Genomic DNA, 21,937 nt, shown 5'->3' on the forward strand with positions numbered 1-21,937 from the left:
CTCAGCCGACCGCGTCACTCAAACTGTCAAGAACTTCGAATAAACGAGAAACTACCCCGTTAGCTTCGGCGACGAACTCGCTTTTCTGACAGTTAAAGCGTAGCGTCTCGCGTGAAACATCGTGTTTCGTGAACTGTTGCGGAAAAACTGGTCAACAAGCCCCCAGTATCGAAATCAGAGACAGACTAACCGTCTATACCATCAGGTAAGTTGACAGCCTCCACGCGAAACTATTAAAACTATCTCGTCAGCTTTTGCCCACGGCATTGGTAGACTGTCACCGCAGACACATGAATACACGAACACGTATCGCCGGCGTTCTCGTCGTCGTCGCCCTCGTCGCGGCGGCGGCGACGGGGACTGGACTGGCGGCGTCCGACGGCGTGCAGTCGGTCGCCCAGCCGAACACGCCGGCGGTCGACACACGGCAGGCACAGGTACAGCAACAGACACAGACGCAGATGCAGGCGCAGTACTGCACGTATCCGAGCAACGGAACCTACGAGTCGTTCGGGGTGAGCAACCTCTCCGCGCCGGCCGGCGTCGAAGCCGGTGAGACGGTAACAGTGTCGGCGGACATCACGAACCCGAACGATGTGCCGATGATTCAGTGCGTCGAGTTCCGACTCGAAGGCGACGTGGTCGTCCGCACCGGGTGGGCGCTGAACCCGAACGAGACCGAGACCATCGCGTTCGAGGTCAACACGACGGGCCTCGAAGACGGCACGTACATCCACGGCGTCGAGACGCGCGACTTCGGCGAGCTGACGACGCTCACCGTGGGCGAACAGCCCGAACCCGAGGAGCCGACCGCGACGCTCCAGTTCGACGACCAGGAGTCCGACGGCAGCAACGTGACCGTCGCGAGCGCGAACCTCTCTGAGGGTGGCTACATCGCTATCCTCGACGAGAACGGGTCGGTCATCGGCGCGACCGACTACCTCGAACCCGGCGAACAGGAGAACGTCACCGTGCCGCTCCTCGAATCGCTCAACGAGAGCGCCACCCTGACCGCGCAGGCGCACCTCGACACCAACGACAACCAGACGCTCGACTTCCTCACATCCAACGGGACCGAGGACGGCCCGTACACGGTCAACGGCACACCCGTCACCGACGACGCTGAAGTGACCGTCGGTGAGGAGCCGACGCCGGAAGAACCGATTGCGTCGCTCCAATTCGACGACCAGGAGTCTGATGGAAGTAGCGTGACCGTCGCGAACGCGAACCTCTCTGAGGGTGGCTACATCGCCGTAATCGACGAGAACGGGTCGGTCATCGGCGCGACCGACTACCTCGAACCCGGCGAGCAGGAGAACGTCTCCGTGCCGCTCCTCGAACCGCTCAACGAGAGTGCGACGCTGACTGCACAGGCGCACCTCGACACCAACGATAACCGGACGCTCGACTTCCTCACGTCTAACGGGACCGAGGACGGTCCGTACACGATGGACGGCACGCCAGTCACCGACGACGCGGTCGTGACTGTCGGTGAGGAGCCGACCACTGACGAACCAACCACTGACGAACCAACCACCGACGAACCAACCACTGACGAACCAACCACTGGCGAACCAACCACTGACGAACCAACCACTGACGAACCAACCACTGACGAACCAACCACTGACGAACCAACCACCGACGAACCAACCACCGACGAACCGATGAACGAGACGGAGACGCCGCCACCGACGGAGACTCCGCCGCCGACCGAGACGCCCATCCACAACGGAACGGAGAACTGAGACGACGACTGCCGACCGACCCGGTCCCACCGCCGAGTCGGCTCGAGCTATTTTTGACGGGACGCGCCGGTCCGACCGACCCGGCCGCAGTCAGCGACCGAGCGCCGCGAGCAGGCCGTCGGGAACGGTGAGAACCCCGAGCCAGACCAACAGCACCACGAGCCCGGTGTAACCGACCGAGATGGCGAAGTCCTTGGCGAACCGCCGGGCTGTGTACGGATGGGCTTCGGCCGACACCGCGTCGACAGCGCCCTTGTGGAGCAGTACGAACCCGATGACGTTCGTCAGCCAGTAGCCCGCGACGACGCCCGGAAGGAACCAGCTTCTGGAGATAAGGCTCACCGCGACGCCGAACGCGTAGGCCAGTGGGAGGTTGACCACGAGGTCGTTCCACCACGAAAGCGGAGACAGAACGAAGCCGATAGCAGCCAGAATCCCGCCTTTCACGCGCCGGCGTTCCATCCGACTAGATGAACGGCCAGCGACAATAGTATTGTGAGTATATGGCACGCAGCGTCTGCGAACGGACCGGAGCCGGGAGGGTCAGTTGGCCGCGCTTGGGTCGTCGCCGACGAGCGCGTCGACAAGCGTCGTGAGGTCGGGGGCGGTGAGGTCGGGTTCCGGCCCGAACGGTTCCCACGGCGAGTCCTTGCGGTCGACCCAGACGCCCTGCATCCCGGCGTGTTGTGCCCCCATCACGTCGAACCAGCCGGCGGTCGCGTGGGCGATCTCGTCGATGGGCGTCCCCGTCCGGGCGGCCGCGTGGCGGTAAATCTCCGCGTCGGGCTTGAACACCCCGACCTCGTCGGCGCTGACGACGCCGTCGAGGAGGTCCCGGATGTCCGCGTGGTCGACCATCGAATCGAGCATCTCCGGGTTCCCGTTGGAGACGACGTAGCAGTCGTAGCCGGCGTCGCGGAGGCGACCGACCGCATCGCGCACGTCGTCGAACACGTCGAGCTCGTGGTAGACCGAGAGAATCTCGTCGCGCTCGGTCGCCGAGACCGACGCGCCGTGGGCCTCCAGCGCGTACTGGAGCGCCGCGCGGTTGATCTCGTAGAAGGGCTCGTACTCGTCGATGTGGTTGCCGACGAACGTGTATTCGAGCGACCGTGACCGCCAGAGCTTCGAGACGGGTTCGGGGTCGTCGACGCGCTCGGCGAGCGCCTTCTCGGCGGCGTCGACGTCCACGAGGGTGCTGTACGAGTCGAACGTGACCGTCGAGACGCGGTCCGGGTCGAACGACATGCGCGACCCTACGGGGACGTGGGTGTTAACGATACGCCGGTCGTGCGAACCCGGCGAGAAAAAGACCGAAGTGTGGAATGGGTCGGCGCTCCTGACGAGCGCGGCGGGAGGGAAGCGGCCTCCTCAGTCGTCCTCCCAGAGGGTCACGAGGATGACCACGTCCTGCATGTCGAACGCGCCGCTGTTCGTGTTCGTCGTCCCGAGTTCGAACAGGAAGATGGCTTGGTTGCTGTCGAGCGCCATCGTCTGCCCGTCGTCGCTGATGTAGGGGGCGACGAACTCGGCGGCGTCGTCCTGTCCGTTGTAGCCTTTTATCTCCGGCACCGGGTCGCCGTCGCGGAGAACCGCGACCTGCCGGTGGTCGACCGACGAGTCGGCCGTGACGTAGCCGTCGGCCGCGGCGATGATGGAGAGCGCGTTACCGGCATCGCCCGCCACGTTGAACGAGTGCGACGCGCCGTCGTTCACGTTGTCCCAGTCGAACGGGCTGTGCGACACGCCGTCGACGACGAACGTCACGGAGACGGGCACGTCGTACCGCCCGTTCTTGATGGCGCTGCCGAGCAGTTCGAACTCGCCCGTGAAGTCGTTGGACGGAACGACCTCGCCGTCGTCGATGCTGAAGTCATCTTCGGGCTCCGGCGTTGGCGTCGGAGTTGGCGTCGGCGTTGGCGTTGGCGTCGGAGTTGGCGTCGGCGTTGGCGTTGGCGTCGGAGTTGGCGTCGGCGTCGGCGTAGCCATGTTTCTGACCTCGTAGGTCTCGCCCATCCCGCGGACTTCCAGCGGGAAGGTGACGGTCGCACCGGGGCCGGACGCCCCGTCGAGGGTGACGGTGACGGTGTCGTGTTTGATTTCGGTCACACCGTCGGGCGCGGTGTACGTGAAGCTCGCGCGGCCCGACTCGTCGGTGACGGCGGTCGCCCCGTTGGTGGGGGCGACGGTGCCGCCGAGCGAGGTCGGCGATGCGACGGTCAGCGTTGCGCCCGCCGCGGGCGCGCCGTACCGGTCGAACGCGCGGACGACGAGCGTCTCGCGGCCGCCGGAGGGGACCGCGGCGTCCTCGCCTTCGACCGCGATGGCGTAGGCGGCGGGGTCGGGTTCGACAGCCTCGCCGACGCCGAGGCGAGCGACGCGGAAGTCGTAGCGGACGCCCGCGTCGAGTTCGATAGTGACGACCGCGTGGTCGCCGCTGGAGGTGTAGGAGACGACCCGCGCGTGGGGTTCCTCGGCCATGAGGTCGACCCACGCGTCCTCGGAGAGGTAGGTCGGCACCGAAATTCGAACCGGGTCGGTGGCGTTGTAGACGGGCAGCGACTCGGTGCGGACGGAGACGGGCGCAAGTGCCACGGTGTCGCCGGCGGTCGTGTGGCCGTCGAGGTCGCCTTCGAAGAAGACGAGCGTGACGGTCGTGCCGCGGACGAGCGACTGGCGGTGGACGACGGGGGTGCCGTCGGTGTCGAGGTACGAGACGCCGCTTTCGAGCACCATCCGGGCCTCGTCGCGCTCGGCGTAGTCGGGTTCGTAGACGATGGCCCCGGTCGCGTAGGTGTGCGCCGAGCCGTTCCAGAAGACCCGCTCGGGGCCGACCGCGGAGACGCCCGTGACGGTCACGGCGTCCGCGCCGTCGACCCGGAACGTCCCGACGCTATCGGGCGGTGAGACCACGAGGTAGCGCTCGGGGTACGATACGTCGGAATCGACCGCGACGCGACTGCCGGCGTCGACGCCGGAGGCGCGGAAGACCTGCGAGTCGAGCGACGCGAGGTCGGTCGAGACGCTGGCGCTGTGGTCGGCCTCGTCGCCGGCGGTCCAGACGGGCGTGCCCGCGAGTTGGACCATGGCGATGACCGACACGACGAGACCGAACGCGAAGACGAGCCCGAGGATTTCGGACACGCCGCGAGAGTCGAGAGAGAGGCGAGACACGGCTCAGGCCTCCACGTCGGGGGCGTTCAGTTCGGGCGAGTCCTTGTCCTCGATGGCGGAGTTGGGCAGGTAGATGCGGGTCGCCGCGGTGATGACCACGTCGTCCTCCGCGGAGATGGCGGCCTCGCGGCCGCTGACCATGCCGTTGTTGGAGGTTATCTCCACATCCGTCTTCGCCGAGGCGATGTTCGCGCCGACGACGAAGATGTTGCCCTCGGCGTCGACGAGGATGTCGCCGTCGCCGAGCATGACCACGCCGTTGAGGTTGGCTCCGCCGCGTGCGGAGACGATTTCGAGGTCGGCGTTGTCCTTGACACCCGAGAGGCCGGCCCCGGAGAGGTCGACGCCGTGCGCGCCGTCGATGCGGACGTCGCCCTTGCCGCTGATGTCGGCGCTCCGGGCGCTGACGAAGCCGTTCGTCGAGGTGACAGCGAGGAGGTTGCGGTCCTGCGTGAGCGTCACCCCGGCGTTGTCGATGTCGATGTCGCCGCCGGCTTCGATGGTGAGGTCGGCGTTGCTTCCCTGCGTGACCGACGCGCCGGAGAGGTCGATTTCGTCGCCCGCGGTCACGTCGATGTTCTTCCCCGAGACCGAGGTGACGCTCACGCCGACCGCGGCCAAGGAGCCGCTTCCGGCGTCGATGTCGATTCGGCTGTTCGAGCCGGTCGCGACGATGTCGACGTGGAGCGAGACGCCCTCGCCCGCGAGGGTGATGTCCTCGTTGGAGACGATGGTGCGGACACTCGGCGGGACGACGAGCCGGTCGGAGCCGGCGTCGTAGACGATATCGCCGCCCGTGCCGGTGTTGTTGACGCGGTAGTCCGCGCCGTCGAACTCGCCGTTGCCGTCCACGTCAGCGTAGACGAAGCCGGGGTCGCCGATGGCGGCCACGAGCCCGCGGAGCGGGTCGGTGACGCCGCCCTCGCGGAGTTGCACGTCGAAGGTCACGCGGTCGACGTTCGCGCCCGCGGAGTCCTCGACGACCACGTCGAACTCGTCGGAGACGACGCCGTCGACGCTGCTCGTCGCGGTGTAGACGAAGGTCGCGCGGCCGTCGCCGTCGGTGACAGTCGAGATGGTGCCGGTGTCGCGCGCGACGATGCGCCCGCTCTCGGCGGTCAGGCCGGGGCTGGCCTTGACGACCGCGTTGGGGACGGGGTTGTTCTGTGCGTCGCGGACCTCGACGACGGCCCGGTGGGTCGCTCCGGGCGGGACGACGGCGTTGTCGCCCTCCACGTCGATGATGTAGGCGGGCTCTTGGAGCGCGCCGGGGGTGTCGATGCCGACCCGCGAGAGCCGCAGGTCGTACGTCTTGCCGGGCGCGAGTTCGACCGTCAGGGTGTTGTAGTCGGCTCCGGTCGCGTACGAGATAGAGCGGACGTTGGGTTCGTCGGCCAGCAGGTCGCGCCACGCGTCCTCGGAGAGCCGAGTGGGGACCGAGATGGTGATGGGCGTGCCCGCGTCGGTGACCGTGATGTAGTCGGTGCCGGCGCTCAGGGGGACGACGCTGAAGGTCGTCGCCTCGCCCGTCGCGGTGTCGATGTCGCCTTCGAGGAAGACGAGAGACACCTTGGTTCCGTCGACGAGCGACTGGGTCGCGCCGACCTCGCTGCCGCCGTAGGCGGTGTACTGCGCGGTTCCCTCGTGGACGAGCGAGGGCTCGCTCTGGAGGTACCGGTAGTCGGGGCGGTAGACGAACTGCTGGGTGTCGAACGCGTGTTCGGAGCCGTCCCAGTAGGTGCCGGTCTCGCCGGTCGCGACCGCGCCGGAGATGCGGGCCGTCGCGGGGTCGGTCGTCCGGAGGCTGCCGGAGCCGGCCGCGGGCGAGACGAACAGCGCGCGGGTCGGGTAGTCGACGCCGGCGTCGAGGGTCGCGCGGGTCTGCCGGCCGTCGACGGCCTTCGCGACGCTCTCGTCGAACGCGGCGAAGTCGGTCTCTGCGGCCGTGAGGTGTTCGAATTCGGTCTGTTGGTTCCACGCGGGGACCGCCGAAACCTGCACCATCGCGACGAGCGAGACGACGAGCGCGAACGCGAGCATCGTGCCGAGGATGGCCGAGGCTCCGCGGCGGTCACCGCGGAGGTACGAGCCGCGGCGGGCCTCGCCCGCGACGAACCCGCGCAGTACGTGCCTGAGGGGCGATTGCGTGTGTTTGTTGGGAGTGTTGTGAGTCATTGCCTTACACCAGTGCGAAGGCGACGAGCGCCAGCGCGGACAGTCCGAGGGCGTACTTCAGCCCGCTGAGGGCGCTGTTGTCGGCCAGTTTTCCGGCGAGGAGTCCGCTTCCGACCGCCTGAATCAACGCGGAGTGGAAGAACACCACGTGGAAGTTCGCCAGCGGCACCGACGAGATGCCCATGGGGAGCGACTGTCCGTCCATCGATGCGGACGTCGACGGCGCGGACATCTCGGCGAGGGGGCCGAGGTAGCTCGCGCCGAGCATCAGGATGACGAACAGGTACACGAAGTACCCGATGACGACGATGGCGATGTAGGAGCCCATCGCGCGACGGCGGGACTTTTCCAGTTTGTACCGGTTGCGGGTGTCTTCCGCGGCGACGCTGAGGACGCGCGAGAGGTCGCCGCTGGTGCGGCCACCGCTGGCGATGAGCCGGATGACCCGCGAGAGCTGCGGAACGTTGAGCCGGGTGGCGAACGCCATGAGCGCCGCGTGGGCGTCGTGGTTCCAGCGGATGTCGTTGCGGAGCGCGCGGAGTTCGTCCGCGAGCGCGCCGGTCGACCACCGCGAGACGAGCGCGAGCGCCTCGACCAGCGAGATACCCATCTGGTTGGCGCTCGACAGCAGGTTCAGCGTGTCGGGGAAGCGCCGTTCGAGCGTGCGCTCGCGGCGGGTCCGAAGCTCGTGGAAGACCGTCAGGGGGACCGCGACGATGGCGAACGGGAGGACGACGAACCAGACCGTCGTGTTGTACGGGTTCGCGAGCATGGCGTCGAGCGTCGGCGTCGCGAGGCCGAGCACGAGGACGCCGACGACCGACAGGACCGCGAGGGGCACCGTGACGACCGCCGAGAAGTACGGCTGGCGGCGCATGATGTCGAGCGGGTCACCGATGAGCGTCCGAAGCTCGTACACCGCGTTTTCGCGGCGGTAGTCGTCGAGTCGTTCGTCGACGAAGCCGCCGTCGGAGGCGACGCGGTCGCCGCCCCAGCGGGCCTCGCGGGCGCGCTGGACCTCGCGGCGCATCGCGCCGAGGAAGTTGGCCACGACCGTCCGAATCTCTTCGAGGACGGTTACGTCGTGTTTCGTCCGCACCGTGTCCTGCGTGTACGGCGAGGAGAGCACGTCCACGAGGAGCAGGAACAACGCCATCCCCAGCGGGAAGATGAGGTAGTTCAGGGCGTACAGCTGGACGAGCGTGTCGCCGCCGAGGAAGCTGATGACCATCAGGGTGACGATGAGCAGCAGCGGCGCGGCGACGAACGCGGCGACGAACACCTCAGAGAGCATCGACAGCGTCTCGATGAAGTCCTCCTGTTCGTCGCGGGCCTCTTCGAGGTACGTCGCGGACTCGCGGTCGAGGAAGGCGGCCACGTCGCCGCCGGAGTCGAGGACCGAAAGGAGGTCGTCGAGGAACTGCTCGAAGTTGATCGAGGGCGTCAGGTTCCGGGAGTTGCGGAGCGCCGTGAACAGGTCGTTGCCGAACAGGTCCATGTCGCGGGCGATCATCTCGAACTCGCGGGACACCTCGCCGTAGTCGGGCGCGTCGGCGACGGAGCGGATGACTTCGAGGAAGCTCATCCCGCCGTGGCTGAGCGCGTACATGTAGACGATGGCGTGCGGGAGCAGGATGTCGATGCTCCGGCCGCGCATCTCGGCACGGCTCTTGGGGAGGTAGTACCGTGCGTAGTAGGTCCCAGCGGCCGCCAGTCCACCGACGAGGACGACGAGGCCCGCGCCGAGGATGGGCACCTTGTAGGGGAGCAGCGGGACGACGTACTGCGCCGCGATGCCGAAGCTCACGGGGCTCGACGCGTCCGCCAACACGCCCATGCGGGCGAGGACGAACGTGAGCGCGAGCCCGACGAGCGAGCCGAACACCGCGGTGACGAACGCCAGTTTGAGCGACTGCGTGAGGTACAGGTCGTAGGTCGTGCCCACGCGGGTCTGGTTCAGCCAGCGCTGGAGGTCACGGTGGCCCGCCGGGTTGCGCTTGAAGTACGTGCGGACGTACCCGTAGCGCTGGCGGAGCCGCTTGACCTCCTCGGGCGACTCGTCGAAGTGCTCGCGCGGGAAGTACTGCTCGACCTCGTAGTCGGGCAGGGGAACCGAAGTCGACGAATCACCGGGCATTGTCGGCCTCCCGGTCGTCGTCGTCGCTCACGGCTTCGTCCGCGTCCGAGGCGTCATCGGCCGGCGCGGGGCCAGCCTCCGCGATATCGTCGAACTCGGTGGCGTCGTCGCTGTCGCCGACTTCCGAGCCGTCGGCGGCGTCAGCGTCGTCGTCTGCCGCGTCGGCGTCCGCGTCGTCGTCCAACTCGATGTCGAACAGGTCGGCGAGGAGTTGCTCGGTCTCGGGCGAGACCTCGATTTCTTCGTCGTCGAGGTCGTCCGCCGCGTCGTCCTCGTCGGTCTCGTCTTCGACGGAGACCAGCGAGGTCTCGGCGTAGACGTGCGCGAGGAGGCCTTCGCGGTCGCGCTCGAAGCGGCGAATCATCGCCGACACGGTCAGGTAGTCGTCGACGCCCGAGGCGGCGATGTACCGGAGCACGTCGGCGCGAATGTCGAGTTCGTACTGCAGGTCGGCTTTCGTCCAGCCGCGCTCGGCGGCGATTTCGTCGAGGACGACCGAGTCGCCGACGCGCTCGTGGGCGTCGTTCTCGGGGTTGCGCTTGAACACGTCGCGGAGTTCGACCTCGCCGTCGTCGTCGACGCCGGCGATTTCGGTGACGGCGATGTTCCGGCGGGTCCGGTCGCCGTCGAGGTGGATCTGTTTTTGCACCGAGATGATGTCGAGGTCCGAGAGCATCTGGGCCGGCACCCCGAGGGGCTCGTTGCGCATGCGGTGGACCACGCCCTCCGAGGAGTCGGCGTGGAACGTCGTGTACGCGGTGTGGCCCGTGGCGATGGAGTGGAAGAAGGTCAGGGCGACGCGTTCTTCCGTGCGAATCTCACCGACCAGCAGGTACTCGGGGCGCTGTCTGAGCGCGGCCTGCAGGAGCGCGTACATCGACACCTCGCCGCGGCCGTCGGCCGTGAACGTGTCGCGGGTGACGGACTGAATCCAGTTGTCGTGCGGGAGGGTGATTTCGCGCGTGTCCTCGATGGAGACGACCTTCGCGTGGCCGGGAACGAAGAAGGACACCGCGTTCATCGAGGTGGTCTTCCCGGAGCCCGTGCCGCCCGCGAAGATGAGCGACCGGTTGTTCTCGATTGCGAGCCAGAAGTACGCCATCTGCTCGACGCTGAAGGTGTTCCAGCGCACGAGGTCGACCGGCGACAGCGGCACGTCCGAGAACTTCCGGATGGTGAAGTTCGACCCGCGGGTGGCCACGTCGGAGCCGAGGGTCAACTGGATGCGGGAGCCGTCCGGAAGGCTCGCGTCGACGAGCGGATCGGAGACGGTTACCTGCTTGCCCGCGCGCTGCGCGAGGCGGATGGTGAACGACGAGAGGTCGCCGTCGTCGAAGACGACGTTCGTCGGCACGTCCCGGTAGACGCTGTGGAAGACGTAGACTGGCACGTCGTCACCGTCGCAGGAGATGTCTTCGATACTGGGGTCCCGCATCACGGGGTCGATGCGGCCGAAGTGGATGAAGTCGCGGAGCAGGAAGTAAAACAGCTTCCAGAGCGACCCGTCTTCGACCGTCGCCGCGTGTTCGGTGATTATCTCGCGGGCCTCGTCGTCGAACACGTCCTCGCGGTCGCCGTCGGCGTCGAGGTCGCGGTACAGCAGGCTGTTGCGCAGAATCTTCGTCAGGTCGTCGCGCACGAAGTCCTCGAAGTCGTCGAGGCGCGGTTCGCTCACGTGGTACTGGTGTTCGCGCTTCTCGTGGTCGTACAGGATGGAGACGAACGCGAAGGGCTTGTTCACCCAGTAGTGTTCGACGGCCTCGACGCCCTCGAGGAACGAGAAGTCGAAGAAGTTGTCTTCGATGAACGCCTCGGAAGGCGTCGGCGCGAACGCCGTCTCGTCGTCGATTTCGGCGAAGAACGCCTTCACCTCGCGGAGGACGGCCTCCCGGAGCGTTTCCGGGCGGTCTTCGTCCGCCGCTTCGTCGACAGCGAGGTCTTCGACGGGGCCGTATTCGATGCGGTCCGACGCGGGGACCGGTAGTTCACTCGCGCGGGCGGCCATCGCCTTCGGACCGGTCGTGGGGACCAGTTCGGCGGTGCCGGCACCGTCTGCTCGGAACGATTCTTCGCCATCGCGGCGGTCAGTCTGGGAATTCTTGTCAGGAGACGCCATTCTCTGGAAATACTGAACGGTAGGAACGGCTGTAAGTATGGAGCGACTAGATGTGCAAATTCGGCCGGTTAGGCCCGAACTACCGCCGAATTCAGGGACTTATCTGGTCAGCCCTCGGTTGGGGTGCGGACCGAGTTACGCCGCGGATTTCCCCGACCAGGGCTGACAACCGAATGATAGTACGGCGTCCCGCGCGCCACAGTCACGGCCGACGTGTCGGTGAAAAACAGTGACATTCGCCGAGAGAAGAGTGTTAACAATAGTCACAGACCGTCTGTCGGCGGAATTCGCCCCTTCAGACCCGGCGTGGCCTTGCGATTTCGGTCCTTCCTAGCGGGTGGAAACGGGACGAACCTTCAAGAGAAGCGGCGTTGTATGTAAGGATGTATTATGGATATTGCTGATATCGCCACTCCTGATTTCATCGAGGTCGACGTTGACGAGCGATTAGGCAAGGTCCGCTCAATCTTCGAGCGGGAAAACCCTAAGGGCATCATCGTCCAGGACGACGGCGAGTACGCGGGCGTCATCGGTGAGAAGCAGCTCATCAACTCGCACGTCGAAGACAACACCAAAGCGGCCGCGCTGACGAAGGCCGTCCCCAAGATAGACCGTCACGAGAACGTGCGGGAGGTCGCGCGCATGCTCGTCGAGGGCGACACGAAGGTCGCGCCGGTCTACGAGGGCGAAAAACAGTACGGCATCATCACGCAGGACGCTATCCTCGAGGCCGTCCTCGACCACCTCGACGCACTGACCGTCGAGCAGATTTACACCGACGACGTGGTCACCATCGGCGAGCGCGACCACCTCGGGCAGGCCATCAACCGCCTCCGCGAACACGGCGTCTCGCGGCTGCCGGTCCTCGACCCGGACGGCCGCCTCACGGGCATCCTGACCACCTACGACCTCGTCGAGTTCATGGTGCGCGACGAGGGTCGGCAGGGGAAACAGGACCGCCGCGGCGACACCGACCGGATGCTCGACCTCCCGGTCTACGACCTCATGACCAGCCCGGCGCGCACGGCGACGCCCGAAGAGAGCGTCCGCGACGCGGTCGCGCGCATGCTGGAACACAACATCGCCGGGCTCGTCGTCACGCCCGCCGACGACGACGGTGAGGTCCTCGGCGTGGTGACCAAGACCGACGTGCTCCGCGCGCTCACCTACACCGAAGAAGAGCAGATGGACGTGCAGGTCACGAACATCGGCCTCCTCGAAACGCTGAGCCGCGCCGACATCAACTCGGCCATCACCGAGGTCGCGGACAAGTACCAGCGGATGAGCGTGCTTCACGCTCACGTCCGCTTCCACGAGCACAAGGAGAAGCTCCGCGGCACGCCGCTCATCCAGTGCCAGATTCGGCTCCGCACGAGCCACGGCCAACTGGCCGGCAGCGGCGAGGGCTACGGCGCTGAACACGCGTTCCACGTCGCGCTCGACAAGCTCGAACGCAACGTGCTCGAAGTCAAGGGCTTCGAGGCCGACGAGCGCTACCGCGGCCAGCTGCTCCGGAAGCTGAACGAACTGTAACGCCGCCGACTCACCGGAACTCACCGGGACGCCCGAAATCGAAACGCGAACGGAACACAGGAGCGGGATTCGGCCGGGACGTCCGCCCGGCCGCGTCGACCTTTTTCTATACGTCAGTCGCGGAGAGCCCGCGGTCCGTTATCTTGAACGTCGCCGTCTCCCCGGCGGGTTTCGCGCGGTGCTTTTCGAGCGTCGCCCGGCGGTTGCCGCCGCGGAAGCGGTCGAGGCGGACGACGGTGCCGGTCCAGTGTTCGAGGGTATGGCCGCCGAGCGCCCGCGTCCGGTCGGTGTCGGGGTCGGAGTACACCTGGTTCGTCAGGACGACCGCGAGGTCGTGTTTGCGCGCGAGCGACAGCAGGTGCGTGACCTGCCGGGCGACTCGGCGCAGCGCCTCGCCGCCGTCGCCCTCAGCGGTTCGTTCGAGCCGGTAGAAGCCGGTCGCGGAGTCGAGGACGATGAGGTCGGCGTTGGGGGCGAACTCCTCGGCGTCGCGGACGGCCTGTTCTTGGTCCTCGAAGTCGTACGCCTCGCTTATCATCAGTCGCGAGGTCACAGACTCCACGTCCTCGGGGGCGACCGCCTCCGCGAGTTGCTGGAAGCGGTCGACCGACAGCCCCTCGGTGTCGATGTAGACGACAGTGCCGCCCGCGGCGGCGACCCGGACCGCCGCCGAGAGCGCGACGTTGGTCTTGCCGGCCGCGGAGGGGCCGTACACCTGCGTGACGGTGCCGCGTTCGAACCCGCCGTCGAGGAGGTCGTCGAGCGCCGTGCACCCGGTGGAGACTGACTCTGTCACGTCAGGTGGTGGGTGCCACCGGCCGAAAAAGACCCCGGTCGCCCGCGGCGGCCCGGGCCGCCGCTTCGGCGACAGTCCGCGACCGTCGAAGGCGACTCGCGCACGACGGTTTATTCGTCGCCGTCGCCAAGGGAGGGACGTGATAGTCGTCGCCACCGCGGACTTCGACCTCTACCACGAGGCCGTGTCCGAACTCCGGAGCCGAGGAGTCGCCTTTACCACCGTCGAGCCGGGCGACCCGCTTCCCGAGCGGACGCGGGTCCTCCTCACCGGTCCCGACGACGACCTCGACGGTACGGGTTCAGACGGAAACGTGACTCGCGTGACCGCGACGGGCGACGACGTGCGCCGCGCCGTCGACGAGGCGCTCGCGAGCCTCCGCGGTGGTAGCGGACGGACCGTCGTCGGCGTCGACCCCGGGACCAGACCCGGCGTCGCCGTCCTCTCGGGCGAGACGGTCGTCGCCGCGTTCCACGTCCCGCTTTCGGACGCCGTCGAAGTCATCCGCCGCGAGACGGAAGACGCGGTCGACCCCGTGGTCCGCATCGGCGACGGCGCGCGCCTGCAGGGCGCGAAGCTCATCAACGACCTCGACGACGTCGCGGTCGAACTCGTCGACGAGACCGGGACGACGCCGTACCTCGGAAGCGGCGCGCGCGGCATGGGCGACGTGCTCGCCGCGGTGAACATCGCCCGCCGGGACGGCGAGCGTATCGAGTCCCGCGAGATCGAGCCGACCGAGGGCGAACTCACGCGCATCAAGGCGCGCTCGCGCGAGGCGTCCGATGACAACCGAACCATCGACGACGGGCTCGCCCGCCGCGTCGCCGGCGGGGAACTGAGCATCGACGAAGCGCTGGACGAACACCGCTCGCGCGAGGAGTGAGCGTCCACGGCGGCGGTTTCGACGCCGTTAACGGCCGCCTAACGGTGCTCTACGCGACCGGTGGAGGGTGCCTGTGCTTCGAGTTGTCGGGGCGAAAAGAACGCAATTAACGGGACTCTCGGTTTATGAGACGCACCGTGGCCGGTTCATAGCTACGTTTCCCCGACGCGTATCGCATGTCACATGAGCACATCACGCACCCCTGAACTCGGGCGACGGACGTATCTGAAGGCACTCGGCGTCGGCGCGCTCTCGGTCGGCGCGTTCACCGCGCCCGCGGCGGCGCACCGCGGGGCGCTCCAACGCGAAATCGCATCGGTTCGGGCGGCCACGTCGAAGTACGCGGACGTTCGGAAGGCCATCGAAGACGGCTACGTCCTCGGCAGTCCGTTCGTGCCGGGCATGGGCTACCACTACGTGAACCACGAGTACGTCATCGAGAACTACGATGACGAGGTCGATATCACGAAGCCCACCGCGCTCGTCTACGGGAAAAACGAAGGCAACGGTAAGGAAGAACTCGTCCTCGGCGCGGTCGAGTATCTGTTCGACGAGGGACCGGACTACACCGGCCCGTTCCCGGACCTGTTCCACGGCGACAGCGACGACGGAATGTGGGGCTTCGCGGCGGGGCACTGGGGCCTCCACGCGTGGATACACGTGAACAACCCCGCGGGGACGTTCGCGCCGTTCAACTCGCGGCCGCAGTTCAACGAGAGGTGACCGGCGAATAGCCGATTCGGATTTTTCCCTCGATAATCGCCCAGTCGAGAAGTCGGCCGACTCAATTTATCCCCTCCGGCGACGCGTCTCTCGGATGGATCCGTGAATCACGGTCGTGACGCTCGGCGTTTCGGACCTCGACGAGTCGATTCGGTTCTACCGCGACGGCCTCGGTTTACCGCTCCGCGACCGCGACCCGGACAGCGACATCGCGTTTTTCACGCTCGAGGGGGCGTGGCTCGCGCTCTACCCGCGCGAGTCGCTCGCCGAGGACGCGACCGTCCCCGCGGACGGAAGCGGTTTCGCGGGCGTCACGATTGCGCACAACGTCGCCGAACAGTCAGAAGTGGACGCGTTCTCGACGCGGCGCGCACGGCGGGCGGAGAGATAGTCAAACCCGCACAGGACGCGTTCTGGGGCGGCTATTCGGGCTACTTTTCGGATCCGGACGGGCATCTCTGGGAGGTCGCGTACCCGCCGTTGACGGAGTAATCGAGTCGCGTCGGCGGAGACGGCGCGACTCACTCGCCGTCGTCCGACGCCACCGTATCGACGGCGCGGCGCATGACCTCACGGACCGGAAGCCCCGTCTCTTTCGCCACCGCCAGCGCGTCGTCGTACTCGGCGCTTCGGTCGTAGACGACGCCGTCGGCGTCGCTTCCGATCTTGACGCTCACCTCGTAGTCGTCGCCGTCGATAGCGAGCGTCGCCGTCTCGAACTCGCGGCGGGCGGTCCAGCGGTGGCCCGCGCCGTGTTCGCGGATTCCGAGCGTGCCCGTTTCGACCGCGAGGCGGTAGGCGACGCGCTCGGCGTCTTCGGGCTTGACGACGACTTTGACGAGGTGGCCGGGGCGGGACTTCTTCATCGTCGTCGGGATGATGGTCACGTCGCGCGCGCCGGCGTCCTTCAGGGTCTCCTGTAACCCGCCGAGGACTTCGGGCGTCGCGTCGTCGAGGTTCGTCTCGAGGACGGAAATCTCGTCGCGGACGAGCCGCGAGCCGCCGTCGCCGACGACCGCGCGGAGGACGTTCGGCCGGTCCGGGAAGTCCCAGCCGCCGGCTCCGTAGCCGGACGACTCGACCGACATCGATGGGAGCGTCTCGACGCCCTCGGCGAGGTGCGCGAGGATGGCCGCGCCCGTGGGGGTAAGCAGTTCGGCCTCGACGGGGCCCCCGCGGACCGACCAGTCGGCCGCCGCGGTGATGTTGAGGACGGCGGGCGCGGGCACCGGGTAGGACCCGTGGCTCATCTCGGCCTCGCCGCCGCCGACGGCGACCGGGCCGGTGACGACGCGGTCCACGCCGAGGTCGTCGAGGAGGAGACAGACCCCGACCACGTCGGCGATGGCGTCGTCTGCGCCGACCTCGTGGAAGTGGGTCTCGTCGAGGTCCGTGCCGTGGACCTCGGCCTCGGCCTCGCCGAGCACGCGGAAGATGGCCGTCGCGTCCTCGACGACGCCCGCGGGCAGACCCATCGACTCGACGAGTTCGACGACCTCGGGGAAGGTCCGGTGCGGGCCGTGACCTTCGGCGTGGGTGTGGTGGTCGTGGGAGTGTGAATGGTCGTGGTGGTCGTGGGAGTGTGAATGGTCGTGCGAGTGTCCGTGTCCATCACCGCCGCCGTGCGAATGACCGTGCCCGTCGTCGTGGTCGTGCCCGGCCTCGTCGTGAGCGCGGTCGTGGTGGTGATACTGGTGTTGGTGGCTGTGTTCGGCGTCGTCGCCGTCGCCACCGTCGTCGGAGTCTCCCCCGTCGTCGCCGTCGGCGCGCAGGCGTCGGTGGTCGTCGCCGTGGCCCTCTCCGCGGGGGTCGCCGCCGTCGGTCTCCGCGAGGAGCACGTCCACCTTGGTCGCGAGGATGCCGTTTTTGTCGACCTCGTGGACGCGGTAGGTCACGTCGAGGGCGTCTTCGACGGGCGAGAGGGCGGAGGGGTCGGCACCGGCGGCGACGAGCGCGCCGAGGAGCATGTCGCCGCTGGCACCCATCCGGCCGTCGAACGCGAGGAGTCGCATGCGTGAACCGTGGTGTTCGAGCGTAAAAACGCCAGCCATCGACGCGCCGACGCCTGTCCAGTCGGTAGGGATTAGTAGCCGCCCGCCCTACGCTGTGCTAGGCTGTAACCACGAGAGGACGGTGCCTCGGACCGACCGGGGAAGGACTTATCCGATGGCCTCTCACAGGTATCAGCATCCCCGCGAGGTAATCATGAACGAAGTCCAACTCGAAGTGGCGAAAGCGTACCCGAACGACTCGGGGCGCGGTATCGCCCGTCTTGATCCGGACACCTTGCTCCATCTCAAGCTCTCGCCGGGAGACATCATCGAGATCGAGGGAGGAAAAACGACCGCCGCGAAGGTGTGGCGGGCAGACCGGCAGGACTGGAACACGGATACGGTCCGTATCGACGGGTTCACGCGGCAGAATGCCGACGTGGGCATCGGAGAACGGGTCACTATCCGCAAGGCAGAGGCCACGAAGGCCGACAAACTCGTGCTGGCGCCGCCCGAAGAGGCGAGTGTCCAGTTCGGGTCTGACGCGGCCGGCATGGTCAAACGGCAGATTCTCAAGCGGCCTGTGGTCGAACGCGACATCGTCCCGGTGATGTCGAGTACGAACCACCCGTTCATGCGGTCGCCCGGACAGGCGATTCCGCTCATCGCCGTCGAGACGAAGCCGGAGGGCGTCGTCCTCGTCACCGAGGACACCGACGTCGAACTCCGCGAGGAGCCCATCTCCGGCTTCGAGAAGGCCGGCGGCGGTATCACCTACGAGGACATCGGCGGCCTGACCAACGAGATTCAGCGCGTCCGCGAGATGGTCGAACTGCCGATGAAACACCCCCAGATATTCAAGAAACTGGGCATCGAGCCCCCGCAGGGGGTGTTGCTCCACGGCCCGCCGGGCACCGGGAAGACGCTTCTCGCTCGCGCGGTCGCCAACGAGACCTCGGCGAGTTTCTTCTCTATCGCAGGGCCGGAAATCATCTCGAAGTACTACGGCGAGTCCGAACAGCAACTCCGCGAGATATTCGAGGACGCCAAAGAGGAGTCGCCGAGCATCATCTTCATCGACGAACTCGACTCCATCGCGCCCAAGCGCGAGGACGTGACCGGCGAGGTCGAACGCCGGGTCGTCGCCCAACTCTTGACGATGATGGACGGGCTCGAAGCCCGCGGACAGGTCATCGTCATCGCGGCGACGAACCGTGTCGATTCGGTCGACCCCGCGCTCCGCCGTCCCGGTCGGTTCGACCGCGAAATCGAAATCGGCGTGCCGGACGAGGAGGGCCGCAAGGAAATCCTCCAGATTCACACCCGCGGCATGCCGCTTTCGGACGACGTCGACCTCGACGACCTCGCCGACGACACCCACGGCTTCGTCGGTGCCGACATCGAGGCGCTGACGAAGGAAGCCGCGATGAAGGCGCTGCGGCGCTACCTCCCCGAAATCGACCTCGACAGGGAGGACATCCCGCCGAGCCTCATCGACCGCATGGTCGTCAAGAACGACGACTTCGGCGGCGCGCTCGGCGAGGTCGAACCCTCGGCGATGCGCGAGGTGCTCGTCGAGATCCCGAAGGTGACGTGGGAGGACGTCGGTGGTCTCGAAGGGCCCAAACAGAAGGTCCAAGAGAGCGTCGAGTGGCCGCTGACGACCCCCGAGAAGTTCGAGCGGATGGGTATCGAGGCCCCGAAGGGTGTGCTCCTCTACGGGCCGCCCGGCACGGGCAAGACCCTGATAGCGAAGGCCGTCGCCAACGAGACCAACGCGAACTTCATCTCGGTGCGCGGCCCGCAGCTGCTCTCGAAGTGGGTCGGCGAGTCGGAGAAGGCGATTCGGCAGACGTTCCGCAAGGCGCGGCAGGTCTCGCCGACCATCATCTTCTTCGACGAGCTTGACGCGCTCGCCCCGGCCCGCGGCAACGACATGGGCAACAACGTCTCCGAGCGCGTCGTCAACCAGCTCCTGACGGAGTTAGACGGCCTCGAAGACGCAGGCAACGTCATGGTCATCGCGGCGACCAACCGCCCGGACATGATCGACCCCGCGCTCATCCGCTCGGGCCGGTTCGACCGCCTCGTGCTCATCGGCCAGCCCGAAGAGGAGGGCCGCGAACAGATTCTCGACATCCACACGCAGCGGAGCCCACTCGCCCCCGACGTGAGCCTCCGCGAAATCGCGGAGATAACCGACGGCTACGTCGGCTCCGACCTCGAATCCATCTGCCGCGAGGCGGCCATCGAGGCGCTCCGCGAGGACTCCGACGCCGAGGAGATCGAGATGCGCCACTTCCGCAAGGCGATGGAGTCGGTCCGGCCGACCATCACCGAGGAGCTGATGCGCTACTACGAGGACATCCAAGACCAGTTCAAGGGCGGGTCCCGCGAGGGCCTGTCGCCCGACACCCGCGACGGCGGCCGCATCGGCTTCCAGTAAGCTGGGGGCGGCTCTTCGGGTTTTTTCGCTGCGCAAACCGTGTCAGCCAGCGGCTTTGATTTGGGCGCACATCCAGAATGACAACCAGAAAACATACTTCGGGGCGTCGTCAGTACAGTTGTGTGTCCGCCCACATCGACCGACGGCTCACCAGCGGGTTCCTCGTCGTCTGCGCTGGTGCCCTCGCGCCCCACATCGCCGAAGCATTACTGGCGCACCGCCTATCGCTTGAGGGGATGCCCGTGGTGTACGGCACGCTCGGCATTTCGCTCGTCGCGGCCGCCGCCGCAGCCTGGTACGCGTCAGCGTACTCGCTGAAGTACGTCCTGCTCTACAGTGCTGTGGCTGTCGGAACTGCGGGGCTGATGTTCGGGTATCTGTTCATGCAGACGTCCGCCTGACCCGTTCGGAAAATGCGGAGAACGCCGGGATTCGGTCTGACCCGCGTTGACCGACCCGCGGCCGACCGAGCCACCCGAGCGCCGACGTGCCTCAGAACAGCAGCGAGTCGTCGTTGTCTATCATGTAGAGCGTCCGCGCCGCGACGTTGACGGCGTGGTCGCCGATGCGTTCGAGGTCGCGCACCGTCAGCAGGAGGCGGCGCACGTCGACGAGCGCGGTCTCGGGTTCGAGGTCGCCGTCGCCCTCGAAGTCGTCGCCGCTCATGAGGTCGCGGACGATGCTCTGCGACGCGTTGTCACACATCGTGTCGAGGCTGTCGTCGCGCTCCGCTACGGACTGACAGAGGTCGGTGTCTTCGGTCTCGTAGGCGTCCATCGCCTGGTCGACCATGTCGAGTGCGGCGTCGCCGATGCGGCGGATGTCGACTTCGGTGTAGACGTCGTTTTCGGCGTCGATGGCGTACTGCGCGAGGTTGGTCGCGAGGTCGCCGATGCGTTCGAGGTCGGTGATGATCTTGAACGACGCCGCGATGAACCGCAGGTCGCCCGCGACTGGCTGTTGGAGCGCGAGCAGGTCGATACAGTCCTGCTCTAAGTCGAGGTAGATGCGGTTGATTTCGTGGTCGCCCTCGATGACTTCCTGTGCCTTCCGCTCGTCTTTGTCTTCGAGCGCGTCGAGGGCGTGCCGAACTCGCTCCGAGACGAGTTCGCTGAGATACAACACGTCCTCTTCGAGCTGATTGAGGCGAGACTGGTACGTGTTTCTGGCCATACGTGACGTTCCAACAGGCGAAGTGAAATTCCTTGTGATGGTTTCGGTGGTCGAGTCGCCGATACGTCCCGAACGACCGTGTCGAATGCGCGACGCCGAAACGCGGGCGTCGAGTCGGCGGTGCGAACCGAGCGTGGCACAAAACGAGCCGCGAGCCTCGCGAGCGAGAACGGGTTATCCGAACTTACCGGTGATGTAGTCTTCGACGCGCTGGCTCTCGGGGTTCTCGAAGATTTTCTGGGTGTCGTCGAATTCGACGAGTTCGCCGCCCGTGAGGAAGACGGCGGTCTTGTCGGAGATACGCGCCGCCTGTTGCATGTTGTGGGTGACGATAACGACGGTGTAGTCCTCGGCGAGTTCCTCGACGAGGTCTTCGATTTGCGAGGTCGCCACGGGGTCGAGCGCCGATGCGGGCTCGTCCATGAGCAGCACCTCGGGGTCGGTGGCGATGGCGCGGGCGATACAGAGGCGCTGTTGTTGGCCGCCGGAGAGGTCGAGACCGGACTCGTGGAGGCGGTCTTTCACCTCGTCCCAGAGGGCGGCGCGCTTGAGCGACTCCTCGACGACCTCGTCGTAGTCGGCGTCGATACCCTGAATCTTCAGGCCGTAGACGACGTTCTCGTAGATGCTCTTCGGGAACGGGTTCGGCTTCTGGAACACCATGCCGACGCGGCGGCGGAGCGCGACGGGGTCGACGTCATCGTCGTAGACGTTCTTGCCGCGGAGCGTGAGTCCCCCTTCGACGCGGGCGACGTCGATGAGGTCGTTCATGCGGTTGATACAGCGGAGGAACGTGGACTTCCCGCAGCCAGAGGGACCGATCATGGCGGTCACGCTGTTCTCGGGGATGTCCATCGAGATGTCGGTGAGCGCGTGGTCGTCGCCGTACCAGACGTTGATGTTATCCGAGCTGATGACGGTCTCGGCGTCCCGCCCCACCGAACTCTCCGACGCAGAGAGCCCGTCGCTCACGTCGGTTTCGACGAGCATCTCGTCGTTCGTCGGGTCCTCTGTTCCGTTCATGGCTTGCTGTTCTCCC

16 protein-coding genes and 1 pseudogene are annotated in these 21,937 nt (G+C 66.6%); 7 read left to right on the forward strand and 10 right to left on the reverse strand.

Annotated elements, in window-relative coordinates; translation table 11 throughout:
* Positions 1–290: 290 nt before the first annotated feature.
* A complete protein-coding gene (locus AM590_RS11945; protein WP_058827666.1) occupies positions 291–1,748 on the forward strand; it encodes a hypothetical protein in 1,458 nt (485 codons plus the stop codon).
* Between the two features lie 90 nt (positions 1,749–1,838).
* Here the strand turns inward: AM590_RS11945 and AM590_RS11950 are convergent, their stop codons facing one another.
* The 6 genes from AM590_RS11950 to AM590_RS11975 all read right to left on the reverse strand — a co-directional run bounded on the left by AM590_RS11950 (position 1,839) and on the right by AM590_RS11975 (position 11,350).
* Positions 1,839–2,210 (reverse strand): hypothetical protein, encoded by a 372-nt coding sequence (locus tag AM590_RS11950; protein ID WP_058827667.1) that lies wholly within the window; start codon positions 2,208–2,210, stop codon positions 1,839–1,841.
* A gap of 81 nt (positions 2,211–2,291) precedes the next feature.
* Positions 2,292–2,996: a haloacid dehalogenase type II gene (locus AM590_RS11955; protein ID WP_058827668.1), complete on the reverse strand. Its 705-nt coding sequence runs from the start codon at positions 2,994–2,996 to the stop codon at positions 2,292–2,294.
* Between the two features lie 123 nt (positions 2,997–3,119).
* A complete protein-coding gene (locus AM590_RS11960) occupies positions 3,120–4,922 on the reverse strand; it encodes a hypothetical protein (RefSeq protein WP_058827669.1) in 1,803 nt (600 codons plus the stop codon).
* Between the two features lie 3 nt (positions 4,923–4,925).
* Positions 4,926–7,097 carry a hypothetical protein gene (locus tag AM590_RS11965; protein WP_058827670.1) on the reverse strand — a complete coding sequence of 724 codons (2,172 nt, stop codon included), beginning with the start codon at positions 7,095–7,097 and terminating at the stop codon, positions 4,926–4,928.
* Between the two features lie 4 nt (positions 7,098–7,101).
* Positions 7,102–9,234, reverse strand: coding sequence for a type II secretion system F family protein (locus AM590_RS11970; protein ID WP_058827671.1), 2,133 nt, complete (start codon positions 9,232–9,234; stop codon positions 7,102–7,104).
* Positions 9,224–11,350 (reverse strand): type II/IV secretion system ATPase subunit, encoded by a 2,127-nt coding sequence (locus AM590_RS11975; protein ID WP_058827672.1) that lies wholly within the window; start codon positions 11,348–11,350, stop codon positions 9,224–9,226. The genes AM590_RS11970 and AM590_RS11975 overlap by 11 nt, the downstream gene beginning before the upstream one ends.
* Positions 11,351–11,740: 390 nt before the next feature.
* On the opposite strand from AM590_RS11975, the gene AM590_RS11980 reads away from it, so the two are divergent.
* A complete protein-coding gene (locus tag AM590_RS11980) occupies positions 11,741–12,883 on the forward strand; it encodes a CBS domain-containing protein (protein ID WP_058827673.1) in 1,143 nt (380 codons plus the stop codon).
* Between the two features lie 106 nt (positions 12,884–12,989).
* On the opposite strand, the gene radB is transcribed toward AM590_RS11980, so the two are convergent.
* Positions 12,990–13,679, reverse strand: a complete 690-nt coding sequence (gene radB / locus AM590_RS11985; RefSeq protein ID WP_004975343.1) for a DNA repair and recombination protein RadB — start codon at positions 13,677–13,679, stop codon at positions 12,990–12,992.
* A 139-nt stretch (positions 13,680–13,818) separates the two neighbouring features.
* Here radB and AM590_RS11990 point away from each other — a divergent pair, with 139 nt between their 5' ends.
* The 3 genes and pseudogenes from AM590_RS11990 (at position 13,819) to AM590_RS12000 (ending at position 15,780) form a co-directional block, all read left to right on the forward strand.
* Complete coding sequence (locus AM590_RS11990) at positions 13,819–14,565, forward strand: hypothetical protein (protein ID WP_058827674.1); 747 nt, start codon at positions 13,819–13,821, stop codon at positions 14,563–14,565.
* 183 nt (positions 14,566–14,748) lie between these two features.
* Complete coding sequence (locus AM590_RS11995) at positions 14,749–15,288, forward strand: hypothetical protein (protein ID WP_058827675.1); 540 nt, start codon at positions 14,749–14,751, stop codon at positions 15,286–15,288.
* Between the two features lie 148 nt (positions 15,289–15,436).
* Positions 15,437–15,780: pseudogene (locus tag AM590_RS12000) on the forward strand (VOC family protein).
* A gap of 29 nt (positions 15,781–15,809) precedes the next feature.
* Here AM590_RS12000 and larC read toward each other — a convergent pair.
* Positions 15,810–17,300 (reverse strand): nickel pincer cofactor biosynthesis protein LarC, encoded by a 1,491-nt coding sequence (larC, locus tag AM590_RS12005; protein ID WP_058827676.1) that lies wholly within the window; start codon positions 17,298–17,300, stop codon positions 15,810–15,812.
* Between the two features lie 193 nt (positions 17,301–17,493).
* Between larC and AM590_RS12010 the strand changes: the two genes are divergently transcribed.
* Both AM590_RS12010 and AM590_RS12015 read left to right on the forward strand, forming a co-directional pair.
* Positions 17,494–19,725 (forward strand): CDC48 family AAA ATPase, encoded by a 2,232-nt coding sequence (locus tag AM590_RS12010; RefSeq protein WP_058827677.1) that lies wholly within the window; start codon positions 17,494–17,496, stop codon positions 19,723–19,725.
* A gap of 122 nt (positions 19,726–19,847) precedes the next feature.
* Positions 19,848–20,126, forward strand: a complete 279-nt coding sequence (locus tag AM590_RS12015) for a hypothetical protein (protein WP_058827678.1) — start codon at positions 19,848–19,850, stop codon at positions 20,124–20,126.
* Positions 20,127–20,217: 91 nt separating this feature from the next.
* Here the strand turns inward: AM590_RS12015 and phoU are convergent, their stop codons facing one another.
* Both phoU and pstB read right to left on the reverse strand, forming a co-directional pair.
* On the reverse strand, positions 20,218–20,898 hold the full coding sequence (gene phoU, locus AM590_RS12020) for a phosphate signaling complex protein PhoU (RefSeq protein ID WP_058827679.1): 681 nt from the start codon (positions 20,896–20,898) through the stop codon (positions 20,218–20,220).
* 174 nt (positions 20,899–21,072) lie between these two features.
* Positions 21,073–21,921, reverse strand: a complete 849-nt coding sequence (gene pstB, locus AM590_RS12025) for a phosphate ABC transporter ATP-binding protein PstB (RefSeq protein ID WP_058827680.1) — start codon at positions 21,919–21,921, stop codon at positions 21,073–21,075.
* Positions 21,922–21,937: the final 16 nt, after the last annotated feature.

The sequence above is a fragment of the Haloferax sp. Q22 genome (genome assembly GCF_001482285.1).
Taxonomy (GTDB): domain Archaea; phylum Halobacteriota; class Halobacteria; order Halobacteriales; family Haloferacaceae; genus Haloferax.